This window comes from Kitasatospora sp. NPDC001683, from assembly GCF_053596495.1.
On the sequence record NZ_JBSFGK010000076.1, the window covers coordinates 24026 to 38749 of the forward strand.

General features: G+C 74.1%; 14 protein-coding genes. 11 read left to right on the plus strand and 3 right to left on the minus strand.

Translation table 11 applies throughout. The features are described 5' to 3' along the window. The first annotated feature begins 237 nt into the window (after positions 1 to 237). Positions 238 to 618, plus strand: a complete 381-nt coding sequence (locus ACWCYO_RS30855; protein ID WP_449786039.1) for a hypothetical protein — start codon at positions 238 to 240, stop codon at positions 616 to 618. A gap of 61 nt (positions 619 to 679) precedes the next feature. Next, a complete protein-coding gene (locus ACWCYO_RS30860) occupies positions 680 to 1651 on the plus strand; it encodes an NAD-dependent epimerase/dehydratase family protein (protein ID WP_449786040.1) in 972 nt (323 codons plus the stop codon). 45 nt (positions 1652 to 1696) lie between these two features. Here the strand turns inward: ACWCYO_RS30860 and ACWCYO_RS30865 are convergent, their stop codons facing one another. Beyond that, on the minus strand, positions 1697 to 2056 hold the full coding sequence (locus ACWCYO_RS30865; RefSeq protein ID WP_270141000.1) for an ArsR/SmtB family transcription factor: 360 nt from the start codon (positions 2054 to 2056) through the stop codon (positions 1697 to 1699). Positions 2057 to 2154: 98 nt separating this feature from the next. Between ACWCYO_RS30865 and ACWCYO_RS30870 the strand changes: the two genes are divergently transcribed. The 3 genes from ACWCYO_RS30870 (at position 2155) to ACWCYO_RS30880 (ending at position 7397) form a co-directional block, all read left to right on the plus strand. Further along, positions 2155 to 4143 (plus strand): heavy metal translocating P-type ATPase, encoded by a 1989-nt coding sequence (locus tag ACWCYO_RS30870; RefSeq protein ID WP_449786041.1) that lies wholly within the window; start codon positions 2155 to 2157, stop codon positions 4141 to 4143. A gap of 269 nt (positions 4144 to 4412) precedes the next feature. Beyond that, complete coding sequence (locus ACWCYO_RS30875) at positions 4413 to 5189, plus strand: hypothetical protein (protein WP_449786042.1); 777 nt, start codon at positions 4413 to 4415, stop codon at positions 5187 to 5189. A gap of 45 nt (positions 5190 to 5234) precedes the next feature. Then, positions 5235 to 7397 carry a bifunctional polysaccharide deacetylase/glycosyltransferase family 2 protein gene (locus ACWCYO_RS30880; protein ID WP_449786043.1) on the plus strand — a complete coding sequence of 721 codons (2163 nt, stop codon included), beginning with the start codon at positions 5235 to 5237 and terminating at the stop codon, positions 7395 to 7397. A 53-nt stretch (positions 7398 to 7450) separates the two neighbouring features. Here ACWCYO_RS30880 and ACWCYO_RS30885 read toward each other — a convergent pair whose 3' ends face one another. Together ACWCYO_RS30885 and ACWCYO_RS30890 are read right to left on the minus strand one after the other, a co-directional pair. After that, positions 7451 to 8194: a G1 family glutamic endopeptidase gene (locus ACWCYO_RS30885; protein ID WP_449786044.1), complete on the minus strand. Its 744-nt coding sequence runs from the start codon at positions 8192 to 8194 to the stop codon at positions 7451 to 7453. A gap of 171 nt (positions 8195 to 8365) precedes the next feature. Further along, positions 8366 to 9805, minus strand: a complete 1440-nt coding sequence (locus ACWCYO_RS30890; RefSeq protein ID WP_449786045.1) for a PTS transporter subunit EIIC — start codon at positions 9803 to 9805, stop codon at positions 8366 to 8368. A gap of 65 nt (positions 9806 to 9870) precedes the next feature. Here ACWCYO_RS30890 and ACWCYO_RS30895 point away from each other — a divergent pair, with 65 nt between their 5' ends. From ACWCYO_RS30895 to ACWCYO_RS30920, 6 genes are all read left to right on the plus strand, one after another. Continuing rightward, positions 9871 to 10191 (plus strand): hypothetical protein, encoded by a 321-nt coding sequence (locus ACWCYO_RS30895; RefSeq protein ID WP_449786046.1) that lies wholly within the window; start codon positions 9871 to 9873, stop codon positions 10189 to 10191. Positions 10192 to 10398: 207 nt separating this feature from the next. Then, positions 10399 to 11184 (plus strand): DeoR/GlpR family DNA-binding transcription regulator, encoded by a 786-nt coding sequence (locus ACWCYO_RS30900; protein WP_270141011.1) that lies wholly within the window; start codon positions 10399 to 10401, stop codon positions 11182 to 11184. Between the two features lie 223 nt (positions 11185 to 11407). Continuing rightward, on the plus strand, positions 11408 to 11845 hold the full coding sequence (locus tag ACWCYO_RS30905; protein WP_270141013.1) for a universal stress protein: 438 nt from the start codon (positions 11408 to 11410) through the stop codon (positions 11843 to 11845). Positions 11846 to 12261: 416 nt separating this feature from the next. Continuing rightward, positions 12262 to 12756, plus strand: coding sequence for a hypothetical protein (locus ACWCYO_RS30910; protein ID WP_270141015.1), 495 nt, complete (start codon positions 12262 to 12264; stop codon positions 12754 to 12756). 94 nt (positions 12757 to 12850) lie between these two features. After that, complete coding sequence (locus tag ACWCYO_RS30915) at positions 12851 to 13486, plus strand: hypothetical protein (protein WP_270141017.1); 636 nt, start codon at positions 12851 to 12853, stop codon at positions 13484 to 13486. Beyond that, on the plus strand, positions 13483 to 14658 hold the full coding sequence (locus ACWCYO_RS30920; protein ID WP_449786047.1) for an MAB_1171c family putative transporter: 1176 nt from the start codon (positions 13483 to 13485) through the stop codon (positions 14656 to 14658). The genes ACWCYO_RS30915 and ACWCYO_RS30920 overlap by 4 nt, the downstream gene beginning before the upstream one ends. Positions 14659 to 14724 lie beyond the last annotated feature (66 nt).

A 14724-nucleotide genomic window follows, 5' to 3' on the forward strand; every position in this document is an offset into this window, starting at 1 on the left:
CCCTTCAGGGCGTCCGCCGCGGCCACCAGCCGGCCCGTACGGGCGACCGCGAGCAGGTGGCGGAGGCCGTCCGCGCGGAGCCTGCGCGGATCGGGCGCGGGCGGGCCGGGAGCCGGTCGACACCGTGCTCCGCGCCGCGGCGGGCCGCGCCTGTCCCGGCACCCCCTGGCCACGGATAATGACCCCTGACCGTCGGCCGCGCCCGCGGCACCGAGCGATCCGAGAGGCGGAGGACGGATGACCCTGGAGGAAGGACGACGCGTCAGGCTGACGGCGGACCTCGGGATCGGCGAGGCCTTCAGCAGGGATCCCGGGGCCGGGACCGCCGTCGGGTTCCTCTCGCTGGGAGCCGGGATCGAGGGCACCGTCGAGCGGGTGGACGGCGAACTCCCGGAGGGCGAGGAGGTCCGCGAGTACCAGCGGCTCAAGGCGCTCTTCGACGACTACGGGCACACCATGCCGGTGGCGAGCCGGGAGCGCCTGGAGGCGGAGATCGCCGCACTGGAGCCGGAGTGGGCCGTGCACCGGGCGCGCGGAAGCCGGGTGACGGTCCGGGTCCGGCTGGACAACGGCTTCGTCCTCGACGGTGTGCACCAGGACGTCCTCGCCGCACTCTGAGCGAACGTCAACGTGCCACGAGCCCTGGTCCGGCCGGCCCCCGAGCTGCCACCATGGCCTGATGCGCATTCTGATCATGGGCGGCACCAGGTTCGTCGGTTACCACGTCGCCCGGGCGGCACTCGCCGCCGGGCACGACGTCACGGTGCTGCACCGGGGCAAGTCCGGTGCCCATCTGCTCCCGGACGCCACCCACCTCATCGCCGACCGCGATGACGACCTGTCCGTTCTGCGCGGCCTCGCCTGGGACGCCACCGTCGACGTCAGCGCGTACTTCCCGCGCCAGATCCGGCAGTTGGCCGCCGCCCTCGACCCCGGCGCCGCCGGACGCTACCTCCTGGTCTCGTCCATGGCCGTCTACGACACCCCCGCCGCCCCGGCGTTCACCGAGGACTCCCCGCTGCTCCCCGCCGACGGCCCGGAGCCCGAGGTGATCACCGGAGTCGACACCTACGGCGTCCTCAAGGTCCAGTGCGAGCGGGCGGCCCGGGAGTCCTTCGGTCCGGACGTGCTGCTGGTGCGTCCGACGTACGTGATCGGCCCCGAGGACTACACCCACCGCTTCGACCACTGGGTGCAGCGGCTCGCCCGGGGCGGCGAGGTGCTGGCCCCGGGCCGCCCCGACGCCCCGGTCCAGGTCGTCGACGCCCGCGACCTCGCCGACTGGATGCTCTGCCTCCTGCACCAGGGCGCCTCCGGCGCCTTCCACGCCGCGACGCCCCCGCCGTTCACCATGGGTGACCTGCTCGGCGCCATCGCCTCGGCGGTCGCCCCGCCCGGCACCACGATCACCTGGGTGGACGAGGAGTTCCTCCGTGCGGCCGGCGTCCAGGACCAGGCACTGCCGCTGTGGAGCACCAACCCGCGGATCCGGGCCACCGGCACCGCCGACCCGGCCGCCGCCCTCGCCACCGGCCTGAAGCTCCGCCCGGTGGCCGACACCGCCCGTGACATCCAGCCGTTCGACCCGCTGCCACAGGCCCTGACGCCGGACCAGGAGGCCGACCTCCTCACCGCCTGGCACCAGCGCTGAACCACCGGTTCCCCGTCGGGTCGGCCCGACGGGGAACCGGCCGCATCAGTCGAGCGCGGTGTCGGTGAGGCCCAGGCGCAGGTGCTCGATGTGGTAGACGGCCTGGTCGAGCAGGGCGGCGACGTGGTTGTCGTAGAGCGCGTAGACGACCGAGCGGCCCTGGCGCTGACCGACCACCAGGCCGAGGTTGCGCAGCAGGCGGAGCTGGTGGGAGCAGGCGGACTGCTCCAGGCCGACCTCGGCGGCGAGTTCGGTGGCCGCGCAGGGGCCCTCGCGCAGCCGGGAGAGGATCAGCAGGCGCGAGGGTGTGGCCAGGGCCTGCAGGGTGGTGGCCACCCGGGCAGCGCTGGCTTCGTCCAGGCGGGTGTGCGGGACGGCGGTTGCGGGGGCGGCTCCATGACCCATGCGGGCAATAGTACAACTCATACATGAAGAGGGGTTCATATGTTCATGTATGGTGGATGAGTCACCGGCCCCACCCTGCCCCGAAGGGTCCCGTCCGCATGCCCACCACCCTGATCGAGCGCCCCGCGCCCTCCGCCGCGTCGCGTCCCGACACCGCCCCGCGCCGCCGCACCCGGGTGTTCGCCCTGCCCGAGGCCCGCTGGGCCGCCGCCGCGACCGTGCTGTTCCTGATCGCGCTCCCGCTCCAGCTCACCGGCGCCCCCGCCTGGGCCTGGGGCCCGCTGTACGCCCTCGCGTACGCCACCGGCGGCTGGGAGCCGGCCTGGGCCGGCCTCCAGGCGCTGCGCGAGAAGACCCTCGACGTCGACCTGCTGATGATCGTCGCCGCGCTCGGCGCCGCCGCGGTCGGTCAGGTCATGGACGGCGCGCTGCTGATCGTCATCTTCGCCACCTCCGGCGCGCTGGAGGCGCTCGCTACCGCCCGGACCGCCGACTCGGTGCGCGGACTGCTCGACCTCGCCCCGGCCACCGCCACCCGGCTGCTGGACGACGGCACCGAGGAGAGCGTGCCGACCGGGCGGCTGGCGGTCGGCGACACGATCCTGGTCCGGCCCGGCGAGCGGATCGGCGCCGACGGGCGGGTACTGGACGGCGCGAGCGAGGTCGACCAGGCCACCATCACCGGCGAACCGCTGCCGGTGGCGAAGGAGGCCGGCGACGAGGTCTTCGCCGGCACCCTGAACGGCACCGGCGCGCTGCGGGTGAAGGTCGAGCGCGACGCCGCCGACTCGGTGATCGCCCGGATCGTCGCCCTGGTCGAGGAGGCCTCCGAGACCAAGGCGCCGACCCAGCTGTTCATCGAGAAGGTCGAGCAGCGCTATTCGATCGGCATGGTGATCGCCACCCTCGCGGTCTTCGCGGTGCCGCTCGCCTTCGGCGCCGCCTTCACCGGCTCGCTGCTGCGGGCGATGACCTTCATGATCGTCGCCTCCCCGTGCGCCGTGGTGCTCGCCACCATGCCGCCGCTGCTCTCCGCGATCGCCAACGCCGGACGGCACGGCGTACTGGTGAAGTCAGCGGTGGTCATGGAGCGGCTCGGCCAGGTCGACGGCGTCGCCCTCGACAAGACCGGCACCCTGACCGAGGGCACGCCCCGGGTCACCGACCTGCGCCCGCTCACCGGCTCCGGTCTCACCGAGGACGGCCTGCTCGCCCTCGCCGCGGCGGCCGAACACCCCAGCGAGCACCCGCTCGCCCGCGCGGTCGTGGACGCCGCCCGCACCCGTGGCCTGGCCCTCGCCGCGGCCGAGGACTTCTCCTCCGCCCCCGGCATCGGCGTCACCGCCACCGTCGACGGCCGCGCCGTCGCGGTCGGCGCCCCGGCCCGGCTGCTGAACGGCGGCGCGGACGCCGTCTGCGCCCGCGCCGCCGCCATCGCCGCCGAGCTGGAGAGCGGCGGCCGCACCGCCGTCCTGGTCGAGGCCGACGGCGTCCCGGTCGGCGTGCTCGGCATCGCCGACCGCCTGCGCCCGGACGCCGCCACCACCGTCGCCGCGCTGACCACCCTGACCGGCACGGCGCCGGTGCTGCTCACCGGCGACAACCCGCGCGCCGCCGCCCGACTGGCCGCCGAGGTCGGCATCACCGACGTCCGCGCCGGGCTGCTCCCCCAGGACAAGGTCGCCGCCGTGCAGGAGCGGGAGCGGGCCGGGCGCAAGGTCCTGGTCGTCGGCGACGGCGTCAACGACGCGCCCGCCCTGGCCGCCGCCCACACCGGCGTCGCGATGGGCCGGGCCGGCTCCGACCTGGCGCTGGAGACCGCTGACGCGGTCATCGTGCGCGACGAACTCGCCACCGTCCCGGCTGTGGTGGCGCTCTCCCGGCGGGCCCGTTCCTTCGTCGTGCAGAACCTGGTGATCGCCTCGGTGTTCATCTCCGCGCTGGTGGTCTGGGACCTGGTCGCCACCCTCCCGCTGCCGCTGGGCGTCCTCGGCCACGAGGGCTCGACCGTCATCGTCGGCCTCAACGGCCTGCGGCTGCTGCGCGATGCCGCCTGGACCAGGGCCCGGGCCGACGGCGGCCGCTGAGCCGACGCCGGAAGGCCGTCGCCGGAAGGCCGTGGCGGAAGGTCGTCGCCCCCGAGCCAGGGGCGGCGGCCTTCCGCGCGTTCGCCGACTTCCGCGCGTTCGCCGCCTGCCGCGGAGCACGGCTCGCTCGAAATCAGCTGGGAATCAGGTGTGACAATCCGGCCGGTGTCGACGCTGAACAGTCACGACCGGTGTACCGCTCGATCCACCAGTGATCGGCCGGTGCCCTCGTGGCAGCACGCGAACCGACAACACCTGGACCCGACACCGTGACCGTCAAGCCGTACGATCCGTGGCCCACCGCCGAGCAACAGCCCCACCTCTCGGAGGTCCCGGGGCACCTTCCCGGTTCCGCGCACGGCGAGCCGGTCGGCGAAGCACCGACCGAGCACTTCGCCGTTCCGGCCTACGTCGCCGAGCACTTCGCCGCGCCGGTCCGCTCCGCCGAGCACCTCCCCGAAGCCGACGACGCGGATCCGCCCACCGCCGAACTGCCCGCCGTCGTGTCGCTCGCAGAACCGCCCACCGACCCCGCCGACCCCACCGACCCCGAAACCGTCCCCCCGCCCCCGCCGGTGTTCGTGGACGCCTCCGGCCGCCGGCAGCGCCGGATCCGCCGGCTCGGGGCGGTGCTGGCCGTCCCGGCGGGCGGGTACCTCGCCCTGCTCGCCAGCGCGCTCCTCGGCGGTCCCACCGTGAACGCGCCGTTCCTCCCGCTGCCCCAGCCGCCCGCGCCCAGCGCCCCCGCCCCGGAGGCCACGCCCACCGAGGCGCCGTCCGCCGCCCCGGAGGCCGCCGCCCCGCCCGGCGCGGGACGCACGGAGGCACCCGCCCACCAGGGCGGCACCACCCAGGTCGTCCAGCACCCGCGGCCCACGGGGGCGGCCGCGCAGCCCGCGACCGGTACGGCCCCCAGCGCCCCGACGGCCACCATCGCACCCGCCCCGGCCACCACTCCCGCCACCCAGCCGAGCACCGCGCCCACCCCCACCCCCGGGCACGGCCGCCCGACCACCGCACCGGGCAAAGGGCCCGGCAAGCCCTGACACCCGACCGCCCTCGAAACCGTCCCCATCCCAGAAAGCAGCACCATGAGCTCCGCCCGCCGCCGACGAGCCCCAGCCCCCGACCGCACCCGCCGGGGCCGACGCGGGGTGGTCCGCCAGGGCCCGCTGCGCACCCACTGGCTCCTGCTGACCGCCCTGCTGCTCACGCTCATCGGCGCCCTGGTGCTCCAGGGCTACGCCCAGCACAGCTTCGACGACCGCCCCGACCAGGCGGCCGCACCCGCGTCCGCGGACGCCGTACCGGCGGCGATCCACGAGGGCGGCCCGGTGATCGACGCCGTCGGCTCGCAGCCGCGCAGCGCCGCCCCCAAGCCCGGCACCATCGCCCTGACCTTCGACGACGGCCCGGACCCGACCTGGACCCCGAAGATCCTGGACGTCCTGCACCGGGCCGGGGTGCACGCGACCTTCTTCGTGGTCGGCACCCAGGCCGCCGCCCACCCGGACCTGATCCGCCGGATGGTCGCCGAGGGCCATCAGATCGGCATCCACACCTTCACCCACACCGACCTCGGCGCCGCCCCCTCCTGGCGCCGCACCCTGGAGCTGCGCGAGGCCCAGCTGACCGTGGCCGGGGCCGCCGGAGTCACCAGCTCGCTGCTGCGCCCGCCGTACTCCTCGACGCCCGAGGCCGTGGACGACCCCGGATGGTCCGCCATCCAGCAGGCCGGCCGCGAGGGCTACCTGACCGTACTCACCACCCAGGACAGCGAGGACTGGCAACGCCCCGGCGTGCCCTCGATCGTCAAGTCGGCGACCGCCGGCACCGGCCACCAGGGCCAGGTCCTGCTGATGCACGACGCCGGCGGCGACCGCTCGCAGACCGTCGCCGCCCTCGACACCGTGCTGAACACGCTGAAGGGCCGCGGCTTCCGCTTCACCACCGTCAGCGACGCCGTCGGCCTGCCCGACCCGGTCCGTCCGGCCGGAGCCGGCGACCACTGGCTCGGCCTGGCCCTGATCTGGCTGCTGACCGGCGGCAACTGGGCCATCACCGCGCTGGGCTGGCTGCTCTGGGCGGCGGGCGCGGTCAGCGTGCTGCGCGCGGTCGTCGTGCTCTACGCCGCCCGCCGGCACGTGCGGCTGCGCCGCCGCGGCTGGGGGCCGCCGGTCACCGAGCCGGTCAGCGTGATCGTCCCGGCGTACAACGAGATCGCCGGGATCGAACCCGCCGTCCGCTCGCTGCTGGCCTCCGACCACCCGGTCGAGGTGATCGTGGTCGACGACGGCTCCACGGACGGCACCGCCGACCTGGTGGAATCGCTGAACCTGCCGTACGTCCGGGTGATCCGGCAGGAGAACGCCGGCAAACCGACCGCCCTCAACACCGGCATCGCCGCGGCCCGCGCCGAACTGCTGGTGATGGTCGACGGCGACACCGTCTTCGAGCCGGACGCCGTCCGGATGCTGGTGCAGCCCTTCGCCGACCCCACCGTGGGCGCCGTCTCCGGCAACGCCAAGGTGGTCAACCGCGGTGGCCTGCTGGGCCGTTGGCAGCACATCGAGTACGTGGTCGGCTTCAACCTGGACCGCCGACTGTTCGACCTCGCCGAGTGCATGCCGACCGTGCCCGGCGCGGTCGGCGCCTTCCGCCGCTCCGCGCTGCTGGCGGTCGGCGGCGTGGGCGAGGAGACCCTCGCCGAGGACACCGACCTCACCATGGCCATGTGCCGGGCCGGTTGGCGGGTGGTGTACGAGGAGCGGGCCAAGGCCTGGACGGAGGCCCCCGCCTCGCTGAGCGCCCTGTGGCGCCAGCGCTACCGCTGGTGCTACGGCACCCTCCAGGCGATGTGGAAGCACCGGGGCGCGCTGACCCAGGGCGGGCAGGCCGGCAAGCTGGGCCGGCGCGGCCTGCTCTACCTGCTGATGTTCCAGGTGCTGCTGCCGCTGCTCGCCCCGGTCGTGGACGTCTTCGCGCTCTACGGACTGGCCTTCCTCGAGCCGGTCCGGATCATCGGCCTGTGGGCGGCCTTCCTGCTGGTCCAGATGCTGATGGGGGCGTACGCGTTCCGGCTGGACAAGGAGAAGCTCGGGCCGCTGTGGAGCCTGCCGCTCCAGCAGTTCGTCTACCGGCAGCTGATGTACCTGGTGGTGATCCAGTCGGTCTTCACCGCGCTCGCCGGCTCCCGGCTCCGCTGGCAGCGGATGCAGCGCTACGGCACGCTCAGGGTCCCGGCGGGCGGCTGAACCGGGGATGGACGGGGGCCGCGCCGGCTTGCGCGGCCCCCGTCCACCGTCCGTCAGCTGTGCTTCCAGGTCACCGAGAAGGAGCTGCCGCCGCTCAGCGAGGAGGTGGTGGCCTTGGTGGTGCCGCCGGAGGCCATGGTGATGTTGTCCGGGCTGAAGCCGCCCAGGGCCTGCCCGTTGACGGTGGAGCCGCTGAACGAGACCGAGCCGAAGTCGGAGAGCGGGAGCACCCCCGAGGAGCTGGAGGGGGCCTCGGCGATCACCTCGGCGGAGGCCAGGGCCGCGCTCTTCAGGGACTTGTTGACGGTGTGGCTCCAACCGGCCGTGGTGTCGGACAGGGTGAGGGTGAAGGAGCCGCTGCCGTTGGTCGTGACGCTCGCGGTGAAGTGGTCGCCCGGCCGCACGGTGCTGCTGAAGTTGGACGGGTACTGCGGGTACATCTCGTACCAGGCGGAGTACACCGGGCGGCCGCTGGAGCAGTCGGCCTCGGTGCCGGTCTGCTCGACGGTGTTGCTGCCGTCGCCGTCGAGGCCGACCCAGAAGCTGGACCAGGTGTTGGTGCCGGAGCAGGTGACGGCGGGCTGGACCCAACTGGCGCTGACGCTGGTGAACTTGCCGCCGGTGGCGGCGTATCCGGCCCAGTTGCCGCTCGTGCTGTGCAGCAGGCCGCCGCCGTGGTGGGCGAGCGGGGCCTGGACGAGAGTGGGGGCGGTGGCGGCGACGGCCGGTGCTGCGGTGCCCAGGAGGGTGAGCAGGGCGGTGGACACGGCGAGGGTGCGCCGACGGGCTTCGGGCATGGCTACTCCCTTGTGAGGGTGTGGAGTTGGCCGAGCGTCGACAAAGGTAGACCCACCGGGTCAGTGCGGATATCACGAGGACATAACGAAGCGTCACGCCGTGCACCCGCTGGCCGTGCGGTGGTGGCAGCCGAGTCCAGCCCGACACGTGGGCTGCGCCGAGGCGTTGGGCTACTCGGCCGCGACCGCGGGAGCGGATTGCGCCGGAGCGGCGTTGTACTCGGCGAGCGACTCCCGGGTGAAGCCGAAGAAGTACGTGGCCAGGAAGCCCACCGCGTACCCGGTCAGCAACCCGCCCCCGTAGACGGCGGCGCTGCCGGCCATCCCGTGCGGGCCGGCCAGCAGCGGGAACAGGGCCCAGCCGGAGGGGCCGACGGCGGTCGATCCGACCTCGCTGCCGAGCTGGCCGGCCGCCCCGACGAAGGCGCCCCCGGCGGCGCCGCCCACGCAGGCCGTGACGAACGGGCGGCCCAGCGGCAGGGTGACCCCGTAGACCAGGGGCTCGCCGACGCCGAGCAGGCCCGCCGGCAGCGCGGACCTGATGGTCGCCCGGACCGAGGCGTTGTGCCGCAGCCGCAGGTAGACGGCGGCGGCGCAGCCGACCTGCCCGGCGCCGGCCATGGCGAGGATCGGCAGCAGGACGGTGGAACCCTGCTGCTGGATCAGGGTGGCGTGGATCGGGATCAGCGCCTGGTGCAGGCCGAGCATCACCAGCGGCAGGAAGAGCCCGCCGAGCACCATCCCGGCGAGCAGCCCGCCGTGGGCGAGCAGCCAGGAGGTGGCGTGGCCGATCGCGGTGGAGACCTCCCCGGCGACGAACATCAGGCCGAACAGCGCCGCCAGCCCGCCGACCAGGACGGTGACCGTGGGCGTGACCAGGACGTCCAGCGCGGCGGGCAGGATCCGCCGGGTCCACCGCTCCACCTGCACCGCCAGCAGCGCGGCGAGCAGCGCCCCGACCACCCCGCCCTGCCCGGGGGTGAGGTGGTGGCCGAACGCCTCCACCTTGGCGACCCCGGCGTAGCCGATCACCGCGGCCACGGCCCCGCCCAGCACGGGCGTGCCGCCGAACTCCTGCGCCGTGTTGTAGCCGACGAAGACGGCGAGCAGCGACATGAACCCCGAGGAGACCGGCCCCAGCGCGATGACCAGAGCCGGTGCCCGGCCGAGGTTGGCGAGCGTCCCGCCGAGGGCGGCGACGATCCCGCAGCCGATCAGGGCGGGGATCAGCGGGACGAAGACGTTCGCGATCCGGCGCAGCGTCCGCTTGACCGGGGTCGCGTTGCGCACCCGGGCCTGCGCGCGGATCCGCGCACCGCGTCCGGCGAGGTCCTCGGCGGTGGGGGCGGTCGCACCAGGGTCCAGCAGCCGGCGCAGCTGCGCGGTGACCCCGGCGACGGCGCCGGGGCCGAGGACGATCTGGTAGGTGTCGTCCTCGACCGTGCCCAGGACGGCCGGCAGCGCCCCGAGCGCCTCGCGGTCGACCAGGGAACGGTCCGCCAGACCCAGCCGAAGCCGGGTCATGCAGTGGGCGACGGAGCGGATGTTGGCGGCGCCGCCGACCAGCGGGAGGATCGCCTCGGCCACGGCGCGGTGCTTCTCGTCGGACATGTCACGGAACGTACCCGGATGCTCACGGTGCTCAACCGGGGGGCTGGTAGCGGTCTGCTCCACGGGTGCTCGCAGCGGTCTGTCGCTCGAACGGCCGCCGGGACCATCGCCTAGTTGGCGAAAGCCCGCTCGTCGCCGGCGGCCTGATCGCCAAGACCCCGGACCCACAGGACGGACGCTCCCAGCTCCTCGCCCCGACCCGGCGCGGACGGGACGCCCTCTCCCGCATCCGCCGCGAGCGCACCGCCCTGCTGGCCCGCCGCAGCACCCGCCTCACCCCCGAGCAGTGCCGCGCCCTGGAGGCGGCGCTGCCGCTGCTGGAACTCCTCCTCGACGAGCCCGACGCGCCGGTCCGCGAGGGACATGACGGGCCGAACGACCGGTAGCCACAGGTATTTTGACGAACCGCAGACCGGAAAGCGCTACCCCCGCCACCCCGGATGACGGCAGGCGGCCCGGCCGGCGGGAACCCCGCACTGATCGAACGCCACGTCGTCTCCCGCCGCACCGTCGGCTCGGTGAAGTGACGGGCGGATCGCCTGCCGATCATGTCCGATACGCTTGACGTCGGCACGGAGAGTTGAGGAGAGGCGATGGGCACGCACGAGCGGTGGACACGGCTGCTCGAAGTCCTCGGTGACAAGGGCCGCATCGAGGTCGCCGAGGCCGCCGAGCTGCTCGGAGTCTCCCCCGCGACGGTCCGCCGCGACATGGAGGAGCTGGCCCGCCAGCAGCTACTGACCCGCACCCGCGGTGGAGCGGTGCTGAGCGGAGTCGCGTACGACCTGCCGCTTCGCTACAAGACCGCGCGCCAGGCGGACGAGAAGCACCGGATCGCCGAGGCGGCGGCCCGGCTCATCCCGCCCGGGGCGGTGGTCGGCCTCAACGGCGGAACGACCACCTCGGAGGTGGCCCGCGAACTGGCGACCCGGGCGGACCTGGCCGAGCACGGTGCCGGGATCTCGCTGACGGTGGTCACCAACGCGATCAACATCGCGAGCGAGCTGGCGGTCCGGCCGCACGTGAAGACCGTGGTGACGGGCGGAGTCGTGCGCTCCAACTCCTACGAGTTGACCGGCCCGCTGGCCACGCCGGTGCTCGAAGGGATCTCGCTGGACTACGCGATCCTCGGGGTGAACGCGGTGGACGCGCGCCTGGGCGCGGCCGCGCACGACGAGGGCGAGGCCAGTGCCAACCGGGCCATGGCGCGGCGGGCGGAGAAGGTCATCGTGGTCGCCGACTCCACCAAGCTCGGTCGTCGGGCGTTCGCCCAGGTGTGTGCGGTCGGTGACATCGCCGTCCTGGTCACCGACAAGAACGCGCCGGAGGAACTGGTCGGGCAGTTCGTGGGCCAGGGCGTCGAGGTGGTCTGCGTCTGACGCACCACCGGTTCGCCGAGGCGGCCCGGGCCGTTGGCCCGGCGAGGGCCGACAGCTCGGAAGCGCGCTCCAGCCGCGTCACCCGGAAGGTGGCGTCCGCCACGCCTCGGCGGGTGACGGCGGCCGACGCCGTCACCCGGGTGCCGGGCCGTAGTGGCGGTGACGGCGGACGGTCCGCACCGTGGTGGGAAGGAGCGATGGCCAGCACCCCAGGACGGTACCGATGGACGCGAACCACTCCCTGCCCCGTGTCGTGGTCGGCGTCGACGGCTCTCAGCCGTCGCACGCCGCGCTGCGGTGGGCGGTCCGGCAGGCCGAGATGATCGGCGCGACGGTGGACGCGGTGGGAGCGTGGGAGCCGCCGAGCCACTTCGGCTGGTCGGCGCCGGTGGTCGACTCCACCTTCGACCAGGAACTCGCCGAGCGGAAGTTCGCCGACGAGCTGGAGGCGGTGCTCGGCACCGACTGCCCGGTGCCGGTCCGCCGGAGCATGGTCATGGGTGACGCCTCCGACGTCCTGCTCGACGCGGCGAAGGGCGCCGAACTGCTGGTGGTGGGCAGCCACGGGCGTGGCGGCTTCACCCGGGCGCTGCTCGGCTCGGTGAGCACCCGCTGCGCGCAGCACGCGACCTGCCCGGTGGTGATCGTCCGCGCCCGGTGAGCCCGGGCCTCCGGGCGGCTGCGGCCGGGAACTCGGTTGCGCGACAAGGCGATTGGAGTCGCGGGGCACGGGCAGAGCTGATCCGGGCGCCGGGCGCCACAGGACCGAGGGGCACGGATCCGATGCCTACAGCCATGCCATCGGGCGGTTCGACGGACACGGCTCGACCCTGTCCGGCGTTCCGCTCCCACCAGGGACGACGCCCGCCGGGCGCGCTGTGGGGTGCGGGCGCCGGGGCCGTCCTCCAGGTGGCCCTCGAACAGGGCCGGCGGCTCGACCACTCGTACCCGCCGATCCGCGCGGCACCATCCATCTCTGCCGCCTGGACGCCGGCAGCCGCTGGAGGCGCTGAGGCGGTAGTCCTCAGCGCGGGCGGGCCCGGTAGGCTCAGCGGGATCCGAACGGGACGGAAGGCAATGGACGACACAACGGCTCCGGCCGACGGCGAGGGCGCCGTGGACGAGATCGACCCCGAGGCGGTACAGCTGGGGCAGCGCGTGGAGTACCTCTTCGAGCACGTCCAGCCACTGGGCCGCCGGTTCACGCTCCAGGAGGTCGTCGACGGCATCCGGGCCCAGGGCGGTCCCAACGCGCCGAAGCTCTCGGTCGGGCGACTGTGGGCCCTGGTCAAGGGCAAGGCGTCGAACCCCACCATCTCGACCCTGCGGGCGCTGGGCGACTTCTTCGGGGTGCCGCAGGCGTACTTCATCGACGACGACGTGGCCGCCCGGGTGTCCGCCCAGCTGTCGCTGATCTCCGCGATGCGCGCCAACGACGTGCGCTCGGTGGCCCTGCGGGCCGCCACCGTCGCCACCATGTCGAGCCAGGGGCTGGACATCGTCCGCTCGCTCGTCGAGCAGGGCGGCCCGTCGGAGCAGCCGGCGACCGGGGAGCCCGAACGGTTCGTGTGAGCCATGTCTCGTCCGACCTCGAGCTGACGTGCGGTCATACTGTTCGCTGCTGTCGCAGTCGAACAGCGGCTGGCCGGGCTGGGGGGAAACGGGATTGGACGTCGATGAACAACGGGACCGGACGCGCAGGTTCGCGGAACTGCTGCGCGGATTCGACCTTCCGAAGCCGTTCGAGCTGACCGATCTGTGCGAGGCGGTGGCCGCCGTACGGGGGCGTCCGCTGCGGCTGCTGCCCTTGCCCGGTCCGGTCGACGCCGGTGCCGGGGCGGTGTGCGGGGTCTGGCTGGCCTTCGGCTCGGTCGACCACGTCTACTACGCGCCCGTCACCAGCCCCGTCCACCAGACCCACATCGTCCTGCACGAACTGGCGCACATGCTGCTGGACCACCGCCAGCCGTCCACCGCCGCACCGGAGATGCTCGCCCAGTTGTTCCCCGACCTGGATCCGGCGATGGCGGCCCGCCTGCTGGCACGCGGCCAGCACGGGGCCACCAGCGCGCAGGAGCAGGAGGCCGAGCTGCTGGCGTCGATGATGTGGCAGCGCTTCAACGTCGCTCCGCTGACGGCGGCCACCGCGTCGGCGGAGCACGCGAACACGCTGCGCCGGGTCATCGACTCCTTCCGGGGCTCGGCTTCGAAGGCGCGCTCCGGTTCGAGGCCGGGCGCGGGAGCGGTTGTCGGTCCGAGGTCGGGGTCTCGTTCCGGGTCGGGGAGGCGAAGGCCGTCATGAGGCTGTTCGACGTGATCACCGTCCCGCCCATCTGGCTGATCGCCCTGTGGAAGTCGAGGGGCATCGCGACCGCGTGCCGTCGTGATCGGGCGCTCTGGTCCATGTGGGCGATCTGGGCGGTCGACTTCACCATCGGCGTGCCCGACGTCCGCCGGGTGATCGACGGCCTCACCGGGGTCCGGAGCTTCACCAACCTCCCCGTCCACATCCTGTCGCTCTGCGCCGTCGCGGTCTTCTTCGAGTTCGTCCGGGAGGCCACCGCGGCCACGCCCGGGCGCCTCGCCCGGCTGCGCTGGGTCCTGCTGGCGGTCTCGGTGCTGGGCCTCACCGCCCTGTTCGCCGCGATGCCGCGCCCGGACGGCGACGCGGACCTGCTCACGGCCAACGCGGACCAGCCGCTGACCCAGGCCTACTGGGCGATCTTCCTCGGGTACATCTCCTTCGCCTGCGCCACCGGCGTCAGACTGTGCTGGCTGTACGGCCGGCACGCGCTGCCCGGACCCTCGCGCACCTCCATGATGATCGTCGGGCTGGCCAATCTGGCCGGCTTCGTCTACGTCGTCCAGCGCCTGACGTACCTCACGGCGCACGCGCTCGGGTGGCAGGTCCTCGGGTCCGCGGCGGCCGTGGCGGCCACCCAGTCCCTGCTGGCGCTCTGCGTGCTCCTGCTGGCGGTGGGGATGTCCTGGCCGGCGCTGGCCGAGCGGCTCCGCCGGCACCGGGCGTGGCGGCAGGTGCGGGCGATCTGTCCGCTGTGGACGCTGCTCAAGGCGGCGACGCCCGAGAACGTCCTGCCGCTGCCCCGGGAGCTCCAGCGCGATCCGGACCTCGTCCTGTACCGCTACATCATCGAGATCCGGGACAGCTCCCTGGTGCTGGACGAGTACCTGTCGCCCGCCGACCGGGCGGCGGCCGAACGGGTCCTGGCGGCGACGGTGGCCGCGGGAGCGGACCGGGAGGCCGCCGTGGAGGCCGTCCTGCTCCTGCTCGCGCTGCGGGCGCGCCTCGCGGGCGCGGTGCCGAGCGGCACGGAGCGGACGCTGACCATCGGGGAGCAGGAACTCTCCGGCGAGATCGACTGGTTCCGCAGGGTGGCGGCGATGTCCCGGACGAAGCCGGTCGAACGCGCGTTGCGGAACCTGCAGTCCTCCGGAAGGCGGCTCAGCCCGTGAGCGACGCGTGCGCGCCGGGGCCCGGGCGGTTCCGGCCCCCGCGGCCCCCGGGCGGGCGCCCCGGGG